Raw genomic sequence first — 13,930 nt, forward strand, 5'->3', positions numbered from 1 at the left:
CGCTTCGCGGCCCTCGTAAAAGAACGTCGCCGTAATCACCTCACGCACAACACCTTCCGTCACACCAGCACACACACCGAACCCCGCTCCGCGGAGTCCTCGCAGGCGCTTCGCGCCACACACACTGGTAAACAACATGATTCGATCATACCACACACACCACACCACCGCAGACCGCTCCGCGGCCCACTCACACCACACACAAACCACTGCACCACAACACCATTCACACACACGAGACCGCTACGCGGACCCGCACACAACGCCACGACAGACGCCGCCACACCGCTCCGGACACACCCCACCGACACCAGACCCACCCCACACACCGAACAAACACACAACCACCGAAACCCACACACATTGCCGCACAACACAATTCAACGCGCCCTCAAACCCATTGCACCACAACATATTTCAAGCACCAAAACGCGAGCACCAAACACATTGCTACACAACACACTTCACACACACAAAATGGCCACCACACCACCTACACCCACGGACCAGCCAACACCCGATCCAACGCCACATCACCCAACGGACCGAACCGCACCGTCACATAATTCCCACCACCACCATCCACCATCGACTCACGGTTGTACTCGTTGTTCCCCACGAACCCCTCCGAACCCGACCCCCGCGTCCACCTCACCGACTTCAGGAACCCGAACAGCGTGACACCCAACCACGACTCCCGAGCATGCTCGACCGCATGATTGTTCTCAGGCACCGACCACAGCACCGTCCGCCCATCGAGCACCACAGACGCCTCCCCCCACTCCCACGACTTGGTCCTACTCGACGCCCTGCCGTACCCGGCCGCGGCCAAATCCTTCTCCCCCGGCTTTTTGCCCCCGGACGCTCGGAACAGCGACTCCACCGCGTGCGCCCTCTCCCACCAGTTGGACCAGTTGCCGTCGTTGTTCGCCTGCTGGCGCTCCGTCTGACGCAGCCACTGTGCTGTTGCCTCCTTCCTACGCTTCACTGGTGTCGACTTCACTGCTGCCCAGGCTTTCTCGGCCAGGGCCTGTACCGCCTCGCGCTCTTTGTCGGCTGCAGCGTTCATTGTTTTGCGGAATCTGGCGACCTCTGCGCTCGGCAGAATGATGGTTCCGGATTCCCATTCATGGCATGACATTTTCGGTACTCCAAACTCCCGGCCAGGTTAGCGATAGAACGCCGGGTTCGTCTGAGCGGTGATGGTCGGTCACCGCCGGTTCATCAGCTGGGGGACTTTCACCCCTGCATCCGCCGGCACCGGCACAAGTGCGTCTCTTGAGCGCTGCGCGGCAGAGTGTTTCGGGATCTTGGGTTCTTCGCCCGCGTGCGGCCCCGACCTATCCGTACGAGGTCGGGGCCGCGGGCTTGCATTCACCGAGCTCGTAATGCTCAGGCCAGCACCCTGTCCAGCGTCGCGGTCACCGACGCGTCGAGCTTGTCGAACCGACCAGTTATCGCACCTTCACGATTGCGATCGGCGCGGCTCGCACCCTTCACCGGCTGCTTGTGGTGCGCCCACGTGTTCACTGCCTGCAGCACACCGAACGCGGTCCCCTGCCACAGGTTCGCACGCGAGTCGTGCCGGTACATCTCCACCAGCTCGTCGCGTACACGCAGAGCGATCGTCCGCGAACGGCCGTCCTCCTCCGGCAGCGGCTGCCACGCGTCCAGGAACGCGAACCACTGCCGATCGGTCACCGTCGTCCCGCTCAACGTCCGCAGCGTCTCAGCGAAGCTGTCAGCGGTGCTCTCGACCAGGCTCAGCGCTTGCCGTGCCTCGTTGATCCGCAATCCCGAGTGGCGGCTGTGGCGAATCTTGACCTGCTGATCCCGCGACTCCGACAATGCTGCCGCCATCGTGTTGTCGCAGACAGTCGCTGTCACGGTCCGAGCGAAGGTGCTCGCGAGACTGCCGTCGAGCGACGTCGCGGCCAGCAGATTCGGGCGATAGGCGAACCCCGTCCGATCGTCGTGCAGCGTCTCGGGCACCGACACTTCCACCCATGCCTGCCCGCCCTGACGCAGCAACCCCGCAGATGAGACCACAAGGGTGTCGCCGAGAATGTTCGACACCGCACCCAACAACCACTCCCGATACTGGTGCGGCTCGTAGCTCTCGGAGAAGACCTTGAACACGTGCCGATTGTCGCTTCGCGCCACGGCCACCATGCCCGGAACTTGTTGAGCCGCAACCGGACGACCCTCGGCATCGAGCTTGGTCATAGTGTCCAGATCGGCTGGGAAGTCAGCGAACACCGGAACCTTGATCGCATCCCAGTGAAACAGGCGATCCACCACGTCACCGACAGGGATCGGGCCTGGGTAGTGGTTGCTGACCTCCCCTTGAGCAGCCGCACTGTGATGCCACTGATAGCCGCGCTCGTCCGTCATACCCATGAGCGTGTTCGTGTTCAGCCAGGTAATAGTTTCGTTCGTCATCGAACTCGAATCCTTCTTATTTCGGTTGGACGGTGAGTGGTCAGTTCGCCGCCCATCAACTGGGACGAATACGAACCTAGCGTATGACCCCGACAGACCGCAAGAATTCAAAGTGGTTGTCTCCCAGTCCCTTTACATCCCTATCGCCCACGGAGAGGGGCCATTGTCAAGAGCTCAATAGCGAAAAATGACACCGCCCCAACCAGTGCCGGGGCACTGGTTGGGTGTTCCTCAAAAGCGCTGCTTCGCAGACCCTTTCACTCCGGACTGGCGTTACGCCGAACAGCCTCGCCCCTGATCTGCACAGGTGCAGGAACGGCCAGCCGCGAAAACGTAGCCGTGAACTAGCGCTGAACCGGCCACCCTGGACCAATGGATTCCATCGTCGACGAATACCAAGCGGATCTGCACGCACTGAACACGGAATTCCTGGCCATATCCGTCCAGATTCCTCTGTCCATGTTCGCGATCGTTCCCTCTCTGAGCGACGACGAGATATGGCCGCTTCTGAGCGCGATCGCAGCCGACGGCGCGATGACGGACGGGAGCGAGAAGGCACGCCTACTGGGCAAGCTCGAGGCGCTCGTCAGATCGTTCATGGACCGTCGACGCCCATCGGAAGCCTCACGGGGGCTCTGGCAACAGATTCCTTCGACGTGGGATGCCCACAGATGAGGATTCGATCCGGCTCGCTACGCGCTGTCAGGTCCGCAACGACTGCGGACAGCCGGATTTCGAGCGTCGCAGCCACATCGGTATCCCTCCGATCGAGCTGTACAGTCGCTCGATCGCGACCATCGGGGAGATCATCGCCGACGCGCCGGCCGGGGAGCGAGAACGCCTGACGGAGATTGCCGACATGTACGCGCGGCCGCTGGACTCACACGATGAGATCGAGTGGACGATCATGCCTCCACACATCACCGGAGGATTCCACGGACACACCGTCTCCTACGGCTGGGGGTACGACGAGTGGCTTGCTTATGAGGCCGCCAAGATGCCCGCCGGCTATGTGGCGTCTCGCCTTGCGCGTGAGGAGATTCAACGCCGGCGTTTCGCTTCCGCCACCGACGTTCGGGACCGCGCGATTCGCGAGGCCCTCGCCGAGGGCGAGTCGGCGACGGTCCTCGCGAAGCGCACCGGCCTCACACGCGCCCGTATCTACCAGATCCGAGACGAGGGATGAGCGCCGCGGTTCTATTTTCATGTGCCCGTTCACGGGGCGCTAGTCCGGGTCACCACCGTCATTCGAGATGCCGTAGACGGTGTGGCCGAGCGCGGATCTCAACCCCCGCCCCGATCGCACGTCTTCTGTGTGAAAGACCATCAACGAGCCGGACCACGACAACAACGTGAGCGACGCAGGCCACTTCTTGGCCAACCGCTCGAGGCTGCGTATCGCCCGCGTCTCTTCTTCCGTGAACTCGTCGACGGTCGTCACCTGCCCACTTTCAATGCCAGTCGGCCGACCCTCTTCATGCCCGCAATCGGGGCAGTAGCCGCTCGGCAGCTCGTCGTCATCCTCAGCCGCTGTCACGATGAGCGGGAAGTCGCACGCGGGGCACTTCAGCTCATCCATCCGGCTGTCCCCCAATTCATATCGGCATCGGGTGTCATGACACTCCCAGCGATGTCTCGTGGAAGTCCGTACTGCTCTCGAGAGCAGTGTGCCGGCGTTCCGTCAGCTTGCGAATCAGGTCTGTGGGCAAGGCCCATAGTCTGCGCTTCCGCGCGTCAGTCGGCGCTCAGATCGTGTCCAGCCCGAGTGATCCGAGCTGCGATCGAGCCATCTGCTCGCAGTGCACCTTAACGTCGGCGCGAACTTCGGCCGGGGACATGTAGGCACCGTTGTTGTACTCAGCTGCCCACGCGTCGATATCGATGTCGATGGTGTATTCGATCTTTACTCTCATGCCACCTCCTCAGGATGCAGGCGCAGCGGGGTCAGAGCGCTTGAACCGTGGATCCTTAATCTGTCAGGTCTGAACCGGCCCGCCCCTGTGTGCACTCTTGCCGGGGATACGAACTACTGGCAGTTAAGGGAACCGAGCCCGTTCCGTCACCAGTCGGGGAGCCACTGGACCCGCTCGTCCGGCGCAAGTCCATCCAGTGCACGACCGACAGCAACAATCGTCGTCCGTTGAATGGTGGCCACGCCGTCACCGTCTCCGTAAGCGTCGCGCCACTGCTGCGCCGATTCGTTCTGGCGAATGAGCTCGGCGCGGACCGCCTCGATCCGACTCTCTGCATCCATAACGCAGTTCGTTCCTTCCGAAAGACGGGGTTCACACCAATGCTACCCACGATATTATCGTAGGAACTGCTATCTTGAAAAGCGCATCATCGGCCGAAGTGCCCGCTCCTTCACCGTCACGGTCTGTCGAGCGTGGGACGCGAACTGCGCAAGGGAGCACGGAGAGCCCACCGGCCTTGAATAGATCTTTGATTTACGAGTCGAATCTTCCGGTCCGCCTGCGGCGCATGGTCCCCTTTGGACCGACAGCTGGGTTAGTAGAACAGTTGTTCGATTCGATGGGTACTGTTGGAACATTCACCGAGAGGGGTTTCGCACGTTGTCCGACCATGGCCGACTCATTCGCACTCGTGATGGTCGGTGGCAGGAGTCGGCACCTCGAGCGTGCGCCAACGGGCATCTACTGGTGGGCGGTGCCGTCTTGGTCGGGAGCACTGTGTGTTCGTGCTCGGTGCACCACCACCGGACACATCGATGCCTCGTGTGCGAGTCGGTCACCTACTCTCCCCCACGTGGGCAGTCCTGCGAGGATTCGAGTTTCGACGGCCGCGGGCGATCGTAGGCAAGGTCTCCGCGGGGTCGGTCAGGCCGGTCCGACCGCGAAATCGTGCGATGCCCCGTCGACGGCACTGTTGGGGAATGTGGCCATGCCGACAAGCTCACCACGATCGTAGATGCGCGTCTCGGGCTCGCAGCGGTTGCCTTCGTCGACATCTGGGTCATCGGAGGGCGTGTACACGGTGGCCATGACCACGTCGTCGTTGCAGAAGACGGACACGACGTCCTGACCGTCTTCGGTGCTCATCCCAGTATCGATGTGTTCAGCGGGTATGCGGTAAAAGATCGTCGGGGTGTCGTCGTTTGTGCTGTCCATGTCTCTCCTCGCAGCTAGCAGTTCTGTGGCAGATTCGGGGCCGGCAGGGGGGACGGGGCCCTGATGCGACGTTCCGTTTCAAGACTGCACCGCTCGTAGACCGGCGGCGGAGCTGTTCGGGCGCGGCGGCCGATCGCCTCGGTTTCCGTCTCATGCGTCGGCGAGCTGCCAGACGGTATCCCGATACTCGGACCAGGGCATCTCGCTCTTGTCGCCGTGCGCGCGGCGGTCGAGGTAGATCTGACCGAGCGCGCGCTCGATCCGAACGATGTCAGCCGACATATGGCCTTCGTGTCGCAGGGCATCCCTCATCGCCGAATCCATCGGCCAGCCAGCCGATTCCAAATGGGCGCTGCACGATCGGAAGTGGTTTTTGCCATTGCCATATACCTCGACCCCGCATTCACAGGTCGAGTGAATCTTCCGCCAGGCACCCCTGCGGGCGGCCGCCTTGGTCCCGTCATTGCTCATCGCTGAAATCCCATCAGTAAGCGCCTCAACCAACGACCCGGAGTCCCACGATGTCTTTGGCTGCGAGAAGCACCGCACCGATGTACACAGACACGTCCAGAAGACTCGGTGTTTTGCCCACGATAATAGCGCAATAGTCTCAATCCGCGCCCTGGCCATGCTCGCCGAACCAAGCCCGGCGCGATCGCATCTTCTCTCGATGCACTCCAGCGCCCGCCCCGGCTGCCTACGATGGCCGTGACTCAAGAACTGCCGAAAGGTGACACCCGGTGGACAAGCGTAACGTCGAAAGATTAGTGAACGAATACGTCGAGGTGGTGGGGCGCGGCGATCGTATCGAGGATCAATTCGTGGAGTGCAAAGCCTCGTTCATCGCCGACCACGGCAAGGCCGCCCGCCAGATCGGGGCCTTGGCGAACGCCGCTCACGGACAGGACGCGATGTGGATCGTCGGCCTCAGCGAGGCCGAACGCAGTGTCGTACCATTCGAGCAGCTCGAGCTCGCAAACTGGTGGGCACAAGTCAAGCGACGCTTCGCCGAGGTCTCGCCTGACATGCAGGACCTGACCGTCAACACAGAGCATGGAGTCGTAACGGCTCTCCACTTCGAGACGGACCGATCGCCTTATTTGGTCACTACGGACGGGCATGGCGGCGTCGAGCGTGAGGTACCGTGGCGATCCGGAACGGCCACCAGATCCGCTACCCGCGCTGAGCTCCTGTCCAGCGTGCTCAACAGGTCGAAGGTTCCCGAATTGGAACTGATCGACCCGCTTCTGTATTGGGACGGATCGGATGAGTTGCATTTCACCGCAACACTGTTCGTATCCGCAACCTCGCGAGCGCTGCTTCCTCGGCACAAATGGGCGATGTCGGTTCGGTCGAGCAGTTGGCGCGGGGCAAATGAGCTCAGAATGCACATGAAGATGCACCGCCACACAGCAGAGGACTACGCCACACGCGACTTGCAGAAGCTTCTCGAAAACCCGCCCCCTGCAAGCGAAGTATACGAAGCCGAACACCCTCTGGGAGTACTCGTCCGAACAGCCGGTCTGGTCGTCAACGGGTCGGATTCGGTCCATTTTCGCGCCACGGGCAAGATGAGCGCGCTCCAAGCTGAGAACGTTTCCGACGTGGCATATTTCGACCTCGACATCGAACTGCCGGTCGATCGAGGCGATACCGCAGCCAGATGGGTGGGCAAGTTCAGATGGCGCAAAGCTCCCACCCGCTCCGGGTATCAGGAAACGTGGATTCTCGATGAGGGCGCTTGAGGCACCGTGACGCCACTCCGCCGGATCCAGCCGGCCGATTCGTTCCCACCAAAATGCCGAGTGCACCGACTCGCGATGAGCCTTTTGGAGCCAGCTGCCCCTTAGTTTGGACGCGCCTGGCTGCAGCCCGCGGCTAGGGGTTGTACGGAACTACCTCGGCGCTTCCGGGGACGGAGATCACCATGAGTTGTCGACTGTGGGTCGTTTTTCGATAGGCAGCTGAGCCTTCACATCAACCCCGCCCGGACGATGGCGGTCGGCTCTTCCTCGGTCAGAACATCTTCGGGGTCGATCATCCGAGCCCTTCCCTTCGCCGTACGGGCGCGCCCACCCTGCCCTGGACTACGTCCCATGCTGCAGAGAGGGCTTCGCCAATGTCATCGAATCGCTGCCCTGGCCGCCCCGCCTTTGTTTGTATGTCCACGTAGCAGCCACGAGTGCTGTCGTAGTTCTCACGGTCACCGCGGCGGACCACGATGCGCAGGTCGCCGTCATCGTAGGTGTGTTGCAGACCCCAACGGAAGGTCCGTGATCCCTGCTCGATACGTCCGTCTCCGTGATGGAACGGCCCGTCGAGGTGCTGCACCAGTTCGCTGGTGACGAACCCTTCTGGAACGTGCTGCTCGGAATACGTTTCCGCCGATGTCATCTGCGGCCTCCCTCGTCGTTGCAGCTAGTCACAGAACCCGCATGGCGTCGGCTCGCGATGCCCACGTTTGTCAGCTGCGAGGCCAGTAGGGTGCAGCGGCGAAGGGCGCGAGGAGCTCCGTGAAGTCTTCTGGTGCAATGAGGTCTTTCATGGCGATCCCCACCGCCAAGTTTCGGGCGACTTCCGACCCGCCACTGGCGACTTTGAACAGCCTTGACCGCGTGCCGGTGAGTTGATTGGAGACCGAATTCGCCAGTAGCGCAGCCGATGTTCGCCATGGGGTCTTCTCCATCGCCTCGTCCAGGGCTTCGTCGCACGCAACGAGGGCGTCAATATATCTACTGTCAGGTGCGCCGCGATCGGGTTCCGCGGAACTGTATGCGGGGGCTTCTCGCATCCACTTCTGCATCGTTACTTCCCAGTCACGCGCTCCGTCTACGGCGTTGGCGAGTTTCTCGAAGAACGTAAGCAAGTCCGCGCCGTTGGGTCCGAAGAGCGCATCCCGTGGCAGTTCTGCTGTGACTACAAAGGAATCGACCCGCGCCGTATCGCGGTCGGTCATTGCGCCGATGTGCCCCTCACCTTCGATCTCGTAGGCCCGCCACGGCCACGATGCCGATCCGGGGGAGGCCGAGCTGGTGAGCGCTTCGATGGACGTGCTCGCACTGATGCGGTCGGTGACGGTTTCGCCGGTGGCCAGCGCTCGCCGGAAGTCGAGACCTCGGTTGCGTTTCCGCGTCGGGAATCGGCGATCGTCTGCGTCTACTAGTACGTACAGTTTGTCCGTCATCGAACCTCCTCTGGTTGGCTCCAGTTCTCTGTGATGTTATCACATAGCTTTCGGCGGGATGGTAGGCGTATAGCTGTCAGGTCTTGGTGTTCGGCATGTACTTGTGGGGACCGAAGAACCCAATGTGCACCTTGTTTCGATCGGTGTCGATGTGGAAGTAGATGCGGGGCGCGAGCATGCCTCCGCCGGTGGCGATCTTGATGTGGGCCTGCATATTGATCACCCCCGTCTCGGAGACTTCAGTGGAGACGGGAAGGTCTCTGCAAGCCGACAGCTTAGGAGACTTGTTCACGGTGTCCGATTCCTTCATCGCGAGCTTGTCAGGGGTCGCTCTCCACGCCAGCTCATGGCCGGAAGACTGGCACCAGATCCAATAGCCGTTGTTCGGCTTACCGGCGGCGACCTCGGTGACGAACGCATGGAGGCTGCGGAACGCCAGCCACGACATCTGACCCCACGATCCGGCGTTCGGCGTCGAATCGAGAACGTCCAGATCTCGCAGAGCTGCGTCCGGGATCTCGAGTCTGTCTCCGAGATGATCTCGCGCTTTTCGTGCAGCATCGGATGGGTTCGACGCCCCTGTCGGCATCGACGATGCAGCGGCATTGTCGGTGTTCCAGAACTGGTCGGCTGTGGTCAACTGTCCCTGCAGATAGCTCACGTGACGCTTGGCTTCGTCCGCGACCTGGATCGCTTCGAGGCGATCGTCCAGGGCCGCCTGGAGGTCGATCTCTTGTGCGAACGCGTTCTCGTCGGCCGCCCGGACTTGTTCGCGGAGCTCGGCAATGAGTTCTTCCGCAGCGGCCAGTTCATCGAGTGCGTAGCCAGAAGGCCGGTTGTGTCGTCGTTCGTGGCCGGCGCCCCCCGCAGAAGCGATTTGGCGGCCGGATAGCTGGTGGGGGGTTGCCGCACAGCGGAGACCGGGGCAAGCGTCCGTGCGGCGATGTGGGCGGCTGTTCCCGCCGATCCGTAGTACCGGTCCGCGGTGACGTACCGGTGCCGCCAGGCATCGGTCGGTGTCGAGGTGTCGAGTCCTGTGAGGTACATCCGGAAGGCTCCGTCGTAGACGCCATGGCGCTCCCCTAACGCTGCGGTCAAGGCCGATGCCGCAGCGATGTCGACGGCCACCACAGAAGCCGCCCCTGCCAAGGCCTTGGCGGCGTTGCTGACGATCGACCCGAAGGTGTAGGGGCCCTTCCGATACACCGCGAAGCGGGCCGGGTCCTCGGCTATCACCACGACCGGAAGGCGGCGGTTCGCGTCGAGAATCATCGAAGCCAAGTCTGCGCAGGCCTCTGCACCACGGTAGAACGTCGGCTGTGTCGACAGCGCGCCTCCGTTCTCGTCGAGGCGGGGCGCTACGCCGATATCGAGAAGGGACCGCACGAGTTTGGGTGCGCGAGGCCCGAGGGCCCCGATCTCGATGTTGCCCACGGCTTCGACGTCGACCCACAGCCAACCTTGTGCCGGTTCGTCGCCGGTCGTCCAGGAGCGCAGGATGGTATGCCAGCGGACTCCGCCCGCTGCGGACGTCTCGATGAGGTCGGCGCGAGCAACGTCACGGATCGGACCGTCCGAATACGCCATCGCCAAGCGTGTTTCGACGGTGGTCTCGTCACCCCTGCGCATGATCGTGGCCGAGGACTCTCCGACGTCGACCGGCCGTAAGGCACCGTCGGTCTTCTCATCCACCCACGCCGCCCACTCTGCGACCGCAATCTCACTCGCGTTCGGTAGGTCGTCCCGCCAGATCGCGCGGTACACCAGTGACATTGAGCCCCCTTGTTCGTCTATTGCCGGATCGAGATCCGAACGTCTTGCGACACTGTCACTACTCACTGTTCCATTCCGCGCCTGATCGTCGCGGCAGAACCTTCGGTCGAATGCCCTTTGACGGACGTAGCATCGTCCGATGAGCGACTACGACGACATGAGCCGCGCGGAACTCGATGAAATCGGCGCGCACCTGGCCTCTGAGACGGCCCGCGTCAAACGAGAGCGGAGAGCGATTCCGGATCTCGAACCACACCTTGTCGAATGGGACACCATTACTCCTGAGCTCGTTGATGAGTTCCAACAGATCCTCGATCACGCGACCACGGAACGTGACACCCAACAGTTCCTTCAGGAGCACCGGCAGCTTCTGCTGCAACCGCTCCGGGGTGGCCATGGCCGGTGGGTACTTCCCCAGAAAGCGTTTGGTGGCCACTTCCGAAGCGACTTCATGATTGCCGAGTTGAGTAGCAGCGGGTTCGAGTGGACTGCAGTCGAACTCGAAGGCCCCCAACGGCCGTTGTTCACCAAGACAGGTCAACCGGCTCAATATTTGAGGAAGGGCATATCCCAGATCGAGGAATGGCGGCTCTACATCAAGGAGAATTTGGATGCGTGCCGGAAGCCGCGTGCCGAGATGGGACAGGGCCTGGCAGACATCGACGATCAAGTACGCGGGTGGGTCATCATTGGTCGGCGAGATCCTGCGGACGAGAAATTCAAACGGCAACGTCGCCAGCTCGCCACTCGGCACAACGTAGAAATCCGCACTTACGACTGGCTGATCGACAGAGCAAGGGAACGGGTCGACGAGCTGGCGCGTGCTCGGTCCGCAGACTGAGCCCGACTAAGAGGATCGTCAGAACAGGTACGTCCGATGGTATTCAACAGTGCCAGTGCAGGATTGGATGGCACGCTCGGTGAACTCTCCGATCGGGGGTCGCCATTGCTGTCGTTGGCGTTCGGTCAAGTGCCACCAGAGGGTTGTGTCGCGAATGTCGATTTCGACCTCCAATCCTCGGTCGAAGAACCATTCGGGGGCGTGGCCGGTGATGTCGGCGAGGAGCAGCAGCTGCTCGAAGGTCGGGTACCGTATCCCGGCTTCCCATTCGTCGACGGCAGGTTCCGCTGCGCCGCAGGCGGTATCGACCTCGGGTCCGAACAATCCGGCACCGTCGAGGGCTTGTGTGATGCGGAACGGGACTATTTCCCCTGCTGCCCAACGTAGTTCGACCTCCGCAAATGCGTCCCCTCTGCGATTGTCCGCCAGCGAGCGGGCGGCTCGACGCCGCAACTGTGCAGCGTCGGGATCGGTCGGCGGGGTCACGGCCGATCACCGGCTCCCCTTCGAGGCAGGCGAGGGGTAGCTGTTGTCGGCCAGCATCTCGGCATGGCGTCTCTCAGCACCTTGTCCGTTTCAGTTCCGGCCGGTCACCTGTTCGGCCCACCGCTCGACTCGCGTTCGCGTAGCCGGGGCGAGGCCTGCGGAGCCGTCTATTTGCTCGACGACGGTGGGAACGCCGAGATCCGAGCGGTCTTCGGCCCAGCCGAATTCCTTCCCCCCGAATATCTCGTCGAGCCACGCAAGTGGCCTGTCGCGGCCGACGTAGTCGAGCACGGCAGTCGCCTTCGATGTCCATCCGAAGCGAGTACTCACGTGTACGCCGACGTCGAGCACGGGCAGGTCTGTGGTGAGCCCGATCCTGGGCGCGATCCACTCGTTGGCCATGTCACCCCAAGTCGTGCCCCATACGGCGTCGACGCCGAGTGCCACCAGCGCTTCGATCCACTCTCCGTGCTGCGGATGGAGGTACACATCGAACTCGACCTTCTCCCCCGCCGGGTTGGGGCCGCTGTACCGATGTCGGGCAAAGCCATTGCGGGCAGGCTCTGGCCCGAATGGTTCAGGACGCCGTCGACGTCGAGTACGGGCACTGGTGAGGTCATGGGCGGCGCGTCTCCTGATTGCAGTGGAAGCCGATCGCGGCGGGTACGTTCTCGTCGGACGGACGGTGCGGCTGGGCGGAACTGCGCTCGGTCGAGTTGACGACGGCCTCGTTGTCGGCCAAACGTCGTCCACAGAGCGGGCATTCGTAGGACGAGGGGTCGTGCACGGTGTCGCGTATGCGTTGGTGGTAGTCCGCGTGACTGATCTCTGCGTTCACTGTGTCGCTCCTACGGTCGCCGTGGTGCATCTGGTTGTTCGGTCTCCTGGTTTGCCGTCACAACACGCTGACTCGGCTGTTGTCACGTGCGGTCGACTGCCAGTACGGCCGTGTGGCGGAACACGTAAGCGATCGACTCAACGGTTCCGTCCCCTTCGACTTTCGACGGCGTCTGCACGTCCGCCGACACCATGACCGCCTGCGGTAGGTGGTCGATCGACCGGATGCGCCATTCGGTGTCGATGTCGCGATGAACGATGTCGCCGACAACCAAAGCTGCTGCGGTGATATCCAACAGGGCCACTGCGCCTACTCCGGTCGTCGAATGGGTTCGATGGTTACGAGATCAGGACGCCAGCCCGTCAGTCGATCGTGATCTCGATCTCCGATAGCTTTGTTGGATGATAATACCGCACAGCCCTGTCGCGTTCGCGGCTCGTGCGCAGACCCGAACTTCCCTGTCAATCCACCGGTTTCGTCGACGGATGTCGCAGCCAAGGCCCGCTGCTATGGTGCAGACCGTCTACTGGTCACTGGCCCCGACATGAAGAGTCCAATCATCGCTCTTGCCGTCTGCGGTACGTCGGGTCAGGATCGCGCCTACGACCGTTGCGCTGGGAAGTATGAGGTCGGCTGCGGGCCCGTGGAGATCGACGTTCGTGTGGACACGGAGTGCGTCAAGGGTGATGGCCTCCCGGACCATCGTCTCGATCCCTCGCTGCGCCGACGCGGCATCGAGAAAGGGCCCTATGGTGCCTGCACCGAGGGGCCCGCGCTCCGAGCCCAGCAACAACTCTCCTTCATAGAGCCAGTGCGTGCCCTGCGACGGCGTGGAGCTCAGGATCATCTGATCCGCGAGAATTGTCATGCGGCAGTGCCTTTCTCGATCTCTGCGTACAGCGTGCGCGAGGTGGTTGGCTGATACGGGCTCGGTGAGACAGTGGGGTCGTCGTCCACCTCGAGCTCGAGCTCGATGGATGGGAGGGGGCTCGTCAGCCAGCTCCAGCCGATGAAAATCAGGCCGCCGACGGCAGTGGTGGCCAGCCAGTAGCCCTCGGAGTGCGCCAGGATGGGTACCGGCGCGAGAAGAACCGGAATCGTCATCGGCGCGAGCCAGACTGCCCACAGTCCGGTGACGGCGACCGTGACCATGGTGCGCACGCAGTTCCCGACAGTCATTCGGGGAAACCGCAGCAATGCTTGTGCGCGTACGACGGGATCCGGGGCGGTCGGCCGCG

Annotated in this window: 21 protein-coding genes; 4 read left to right on the forward strand and 17 right to left on the reverse strand. The window is 62.3% G+C overall.

Annotation, left to right across the window (positions count from 1 at the left end; all coding sequences use genetic code 11):
- Positions 1 to 493 precede the first annotated feature (493 nt).
- Both RHBS_RS04910 and RHBS_RS04915 read right to left on the reverse strand, forming a co-directional pair.
- Positions 494 to 1,069: a hypothetical protein gene (locus tag RHBS_RS04910; protein WP_128644969.1), complete on the reverse strand. Its 576-nt coding sequence runs from the start codon at positions 1,067 to 1,069 to the stop codon at positions 494 to 496.
- Positions 1,070 to 1,392: 323 nt separating this feature from the next.
- Positions 1,393 to 2,442, reverse strand: a complete 1,050-nt coding sequence (locus RHBS_RS04915) for a DUF932 domain-containing protein (RefSeq protein ID WP_128644970.1) — start codon at positions 2,440 to 2,442, stop codon at positions 1,393 to 1,395.
- A 372-nt stretch (positions 2,443 to 2,814) separates the two neighbouring features.
- On the opposite strand from RHBS_RS04915, the gene RHBS_RS04920 reads away from it, so the two are divergent.
- Together RHBS_RS04920 and RHBS_RS04925 are read left to right on the forward strand one after the other, a co-directional pair.
- Positions 2,815 to 3,117, forward strand: a complete 303-nt coding sequence (locus RHBS_RS04920; protein WP_128644971.1) for a hypothetical protein — start codon at positions 2,815 to 2,817, stop codon at positions 3,115 to 3,117.
- Entirely contained in the window at positions 3,104 to 3,628 is a 525-nt protein-coding gene (locus RHBS_RS04925; protein WP_128644972.1) for a hypothetical protein, read from the forward strand. The genes RHBS_RS04920 and RHBS_RS04925 overlap by 14 nt, the downstream gene beginning before the upstream one ends.
- A 39-nt stretch (positions 3,629 to 3,667) precedes the next feature.
- Here RHBS_RS04925 and RHBS_RS29665 read toward each other — a convergent pair whose 3' ends face one another.
- From RHBS_RS29665 to RHBS_RS29670, 5 genes are all read right to left on the reverse strand, one after another.
- On the reverse strand, positions 3,668 to 4,021 hold the full coding sequence (locus tag RHBS_RS29665; RefSeq protein ID WP_145977473.1) for a hypothetical protein: 354 nt from the start codon (positions 4,019 to 4,021) through the stop codon (positions 3,668 to 3,670).
- A 166-nt stretch (positions 4,022 to 4,187) separates the two neighbouring features.
- Positions 4,188 to 4,355 carry a hypothetical protein gene (locus RHBS_RS28755; protein WP_187298373.1) on the reverse strand — a complete coding sequence of 56 codons (168 nt, stop codon included), beginning with the start codon at positions 4,353 to 4,355 and terminating at the stop codon, positions 4,188 to 4,190.
- Positions 4,356 to 4,501: 146 nt separating this feature from the next.
- Positions 4,502 to 4,696, reverse strand: a complete 195-nt coding sequence (locus tag RHBS_RS04935) for a hypothetical protein (protein ID WP_128644974.1) — start codon at positions 4,694 to 4,696, stop codon at positions 4,502 to 4,504.
- 583 nt (positions 4,697 to 5,279) lie between these two features.
- Positions 5,280 to 5,501 carry a hypothetical protein gene (locus RHBS_RS04940; protein ID WP_128644975.1) on the reverse strand — a complete coding sequence of 74 codons (222 nt, stop codon included), beginning with the start codon at positions 5,499 to 5,501 and terminating at the stop codon, positions 5,280 to 5,282.
- Positions 5,502 to 5,720: 219 nt separating this feature from the next.
- Positions 5,721 to 6,041: a hypothetical protein gene (locus tag RHBS_RS29670; RefSeq protein WP_128644976.1), complete on the reverse strand. Its 321-nt coding sequence runs from the start codon at positions 6,039 to 6,041 to the stop codon at positions 5,721 to 5,723.
- 296 nt (positions 6,042 to 6,337) lie between these two features.
- On the opposite strand from RHBS_RS29670, the gene RHBS_RS04950 reads away from it, so the two are divergent.
- Positions 6,338 to 7,315: a hypothetical protein gene (locus RHBS_RS04950; RefSeq protein WP_128644977.1), complete on the forward strand. Its 978-nt coding sequence runs from the start codon at positions 6,338 to 6,340 to the stop codon at positions 7,313 to 7,315.
- Between the two features lie 292 nt (positions 7,316 to 7,607).
- Here the strand turns inward: RHBS_RS04950 and RHBS_RS04955 are convergent, their stop codons facing one another.
- The 4 genes from RHBS_RS04955 to RHBS_RS04970 all read right to left on the reverse strand — a co-directional run bounded on the left by RHBS_RS04955 (position 7,608) and on the right by RHBS_RS04970 (position 10,527).
- Positions 7,608 to 7,964: a hypothetical protein gene (locus RHBS_RS04955; protein WP_128644978.1), complete on the reverse strand. Its 357-nt coding sequence runs from the start codon at positions 7,962 to 7,964 to the stop codon at positions 7,608 to 7,610.
- Positions 7,965 to 8,034: 70 nt separating this feature from the next.
- Positions 8,035 to 8,754 (reverse strand): hypothetical protein, encoded by a 720-nt coding sequence (locus RHBS_RS04960; RefSeq protein ID WP_128644979.1) that lies wholly within the window; start codon positions 8,752 to 8,754, stop codon positions 8,035 to 8,037.
- A gap of 76 nt (positions 8,755 to 8,830) precedes the next feature.
- Positions 8,831 to 9,415 carry a hypothetical protein gene (locus RHBS_RS04965; protein ID WP_128644980.1) on the reverse strand — a complete coding sequence of 195 codons (585 nt, stop codon included), beginning with the start codon at positions 9,413 to 9,415 and terminating at the stop codon, positions 8,831 to 8,833.
- The gene (locus RHBS_RS04970; protein WP_128644981.1) at positions 9,412 to 10,527 is read right to left on the reverse strand and encodes a hypothetical protein; all 1,116 of its coding nucleotides are present in this window, start codon (positions 10,525 to 10,527) and stop codon (positions 9,412 to 9,414) included. Before RHBS_RS04970 ends, RHBS_RS04965 begins: the two co-directional genes overlap by 4 nt.
- A gap of 139 nt (positions 10,528 to 10,666) precedes the next feature.
- On the opposite strand from RHBS_RS04970, the gene RHBS_RS04975 reads away from it, so the two are divergent.
- Entirely contained in the window at positions 10,667 to 11,368 is a 702-nt protein-coding gene (locus RHBS_RS04975) for a Shedu anti-phage system protein SduA domain-containing protein (RefSeq protein WP_128644982.1), read from the forward strand.
- 18 nt (positions 11,369 to 11,386) lie between these two features.
- Here RHBS_RS04975 and RHBS_RS04980 read toward each other — a convergent pair whose 3' ends face one another.
- The 6 genes from RHBS_RS04980 to RHBS_RS05005 all read right to left on the reverse strand — a co-directional run bounded on the left by RHBS_RS04980 (position 11,387) and on the right by RHBS_RS05005 (position 13,871).
- Complete coding sequence (locus RHBS_RS04980; protein WP_128644983.1) at positions 11,387 to 11,854, reverse strand: hypothetical protein; 468 nt, start codon at positions 11,852 to 11,854, stop codon at positions 11,387 to 11,389.
- 90 nt (positions 11,855 to 11,944) lie between these two features.
- Complete coding sequence (locus RHBS_RS04985) at positions 11,945 to 12,343, reverse strand: hypothetical protein (protein ID WP_128644984.1); 399 nt, start codon at positions 12,341 to 12,343, stop codon at positions 11,945 to 11,947.
- A 127-nt stretch (positions 12,344 to 12,470) separates the two neighbouring features.
- Complete coding sequence (locus tag RHBS_RS04990) at positions 12,471 to 12,692, reverse strand: hypothetical protein (protein ID WP_128644985.1); 222 nt, start codon at positions 12,690 to 12,692, stop codon at positions 12,471 to 12,473.
- Between the two features lie 82 nt (positions 12,693 to 12,774).
- The gene (locus tag RHBS_RS04995) at positions 12,775 to 12,996 is read right to left on the reverse strand and encodes a hypothetical protein (protein ID WP_128644986.1); all 222 of its coding nucleotides are present in this window, start codon (positions 12,994 to 12,996) and stop codon (positions 12,775 to 12,777) included.
- Positions 12,997 to 13,215: 219 nt separating this feature from the next.
- Positions 13,216 to 13,560, reverse strand: a complete 345-nt coding sequence (locus tag RHBS_RS05000) for a hypothetical protein (RefSeq protein WP_128644987.1) — start codon at positions 13,558 to 13,560, stop codon at positions 13,216 to 13,218.
- Positions 13,557 to 13,871: a hypothetical protein gene (locus RHBS_RS05005; RefSeq protein ID WP_187298375.1), complete on the reverse strand. Its 315-nt coding sequence runs from the start codon at positions 13,869 to 13,871 to the stop codon at positions 13,557 to 13,559. The genes RHBS_RS05000 and RHBS_RS05005 overlap by 4 nt, the downstream gene beginning before the upstream one ends.
- Positions 13,872 to 13,930 lie beyond the last annotated feature (59 nt).

Origin of the sequence: Rhodococcus sp. BS-15, from assembly GCF_000813105.1 — a bacterium.
Lineage (GTDB): Bacteria > Actinomycetota > Actinomycetes > Mycobacteriales > Mycobacteriaceae > Rhodococcoides.

Excerpts from the sequence above, each read along its gene's own strand:
- RHBS_RS05000 (WP_128644987.1), bottom strand. The coding sequence starts at position 13,560 with ATGACAATTCTCGCGGATCAGATGATCCTGAGCTCCACGCCGTCGCAG.
- RHBS_RS29665 (WP_145977473.1), bottom strand. The coding sequence starts at position 4,021 with ATGGATGAGCTGAAGTGCCCCGCGTGCGACTTCCCGCTCATCGTGACA.
- RHBS_RS04920 (WP_128644971.1), top strand. The coding sequence starts at position 2,815 with ATGGATTCCATCGTCGACGAATACCAAGCGGATCTGCACGCACTGAAC.
- RHBS_RS04910 (WP_128644969.1), bottom strand. The coding sequence starts at position 1,069 with ATGAACGCTGCAGCCGACAAAGAGCGCGAGGCGGTACAGGCCCTGGCC.
- RHBS_RS04970 (WP_128644981.1), bottom strand. The coding sequence starts at position 10,527 with ATGTCACTGGTGTACCGCGCGATCTGGCGGGACGACCTACCGAACGCG.
- RHBS_RS04975 (WP_128644982.1), top strand. The coding sequence starts at position 10,667 with ATGAGCGACTACGACGACATGAGCCGCGCGGAACTCGATGAAATCGGC.
- RHBS_RS04915 (WP_128644970.1), bottom strand. The coding sequence starts at position 2,442 with ATGACGAACGAAACTATTACCTGGCTGAACACGAACACGCTCATGGGT.
- RHBS_RS04955 (WP_128644978.1), bottom strand. The coding sequence starts at position 7,964 with ATGACATCGGCGGAAACGTATTCCGAGCAGCACGTTCCAGAAGGGTTC.
- RHBS_RS04940 (WP_128644975.1), bottom strand. The coding sequence starts at position 5,501 with ATGAGCACCGAAGACGGTCAGGACGTCGTGTCCGTCTTCTGCAACGAC.
- RHBS_RS05005 (WP_187298375.1), bottom strand. The coding sequence starts at position 13,871 with ATGACTGTCGGGAACTGCGTGCGCACCATGGTCACGGTCGCCGTCACC.
- RHBS_RS04960 (WP_128644979.1), bottom strand. The coding sequence starts at position 8,754 with ATGACGGACAAACTGTACGTACTAGTAGACGCAGACGATCGCCGATTC.
- RHBS_RS04925 (WP_128644972.1), top strand. The coding sequence starts at position 3,104 with ATGCCCACAGATGAGGATTCGATCCGGCTCGCTACGCGCTGTCAGGTC.
- RHBS_RS28755 (WP_187298373.1), bottom strand. The coding sequence starts at position 4,355 with ATGAGAGTAAAGATCGAATACACCATCGACATCGATATCGACGCGTGG.
- RHBS_RS29670 (WP_128644976.1), bottom strand. The coding sequence starts at position 6,041 with ATGAGCAATGACGGGACCAAGGCGGCCGCCCGCAGGGGTGCCTGGCGG.
- RHBS_RS04935 (WP_128644974.1), bottom strand. The coding sequence starts at position 4,696 with ATGGATGCAGAGAGTCGGATCGAGGCGGTCCGCGCCGAGCTCATTCGC.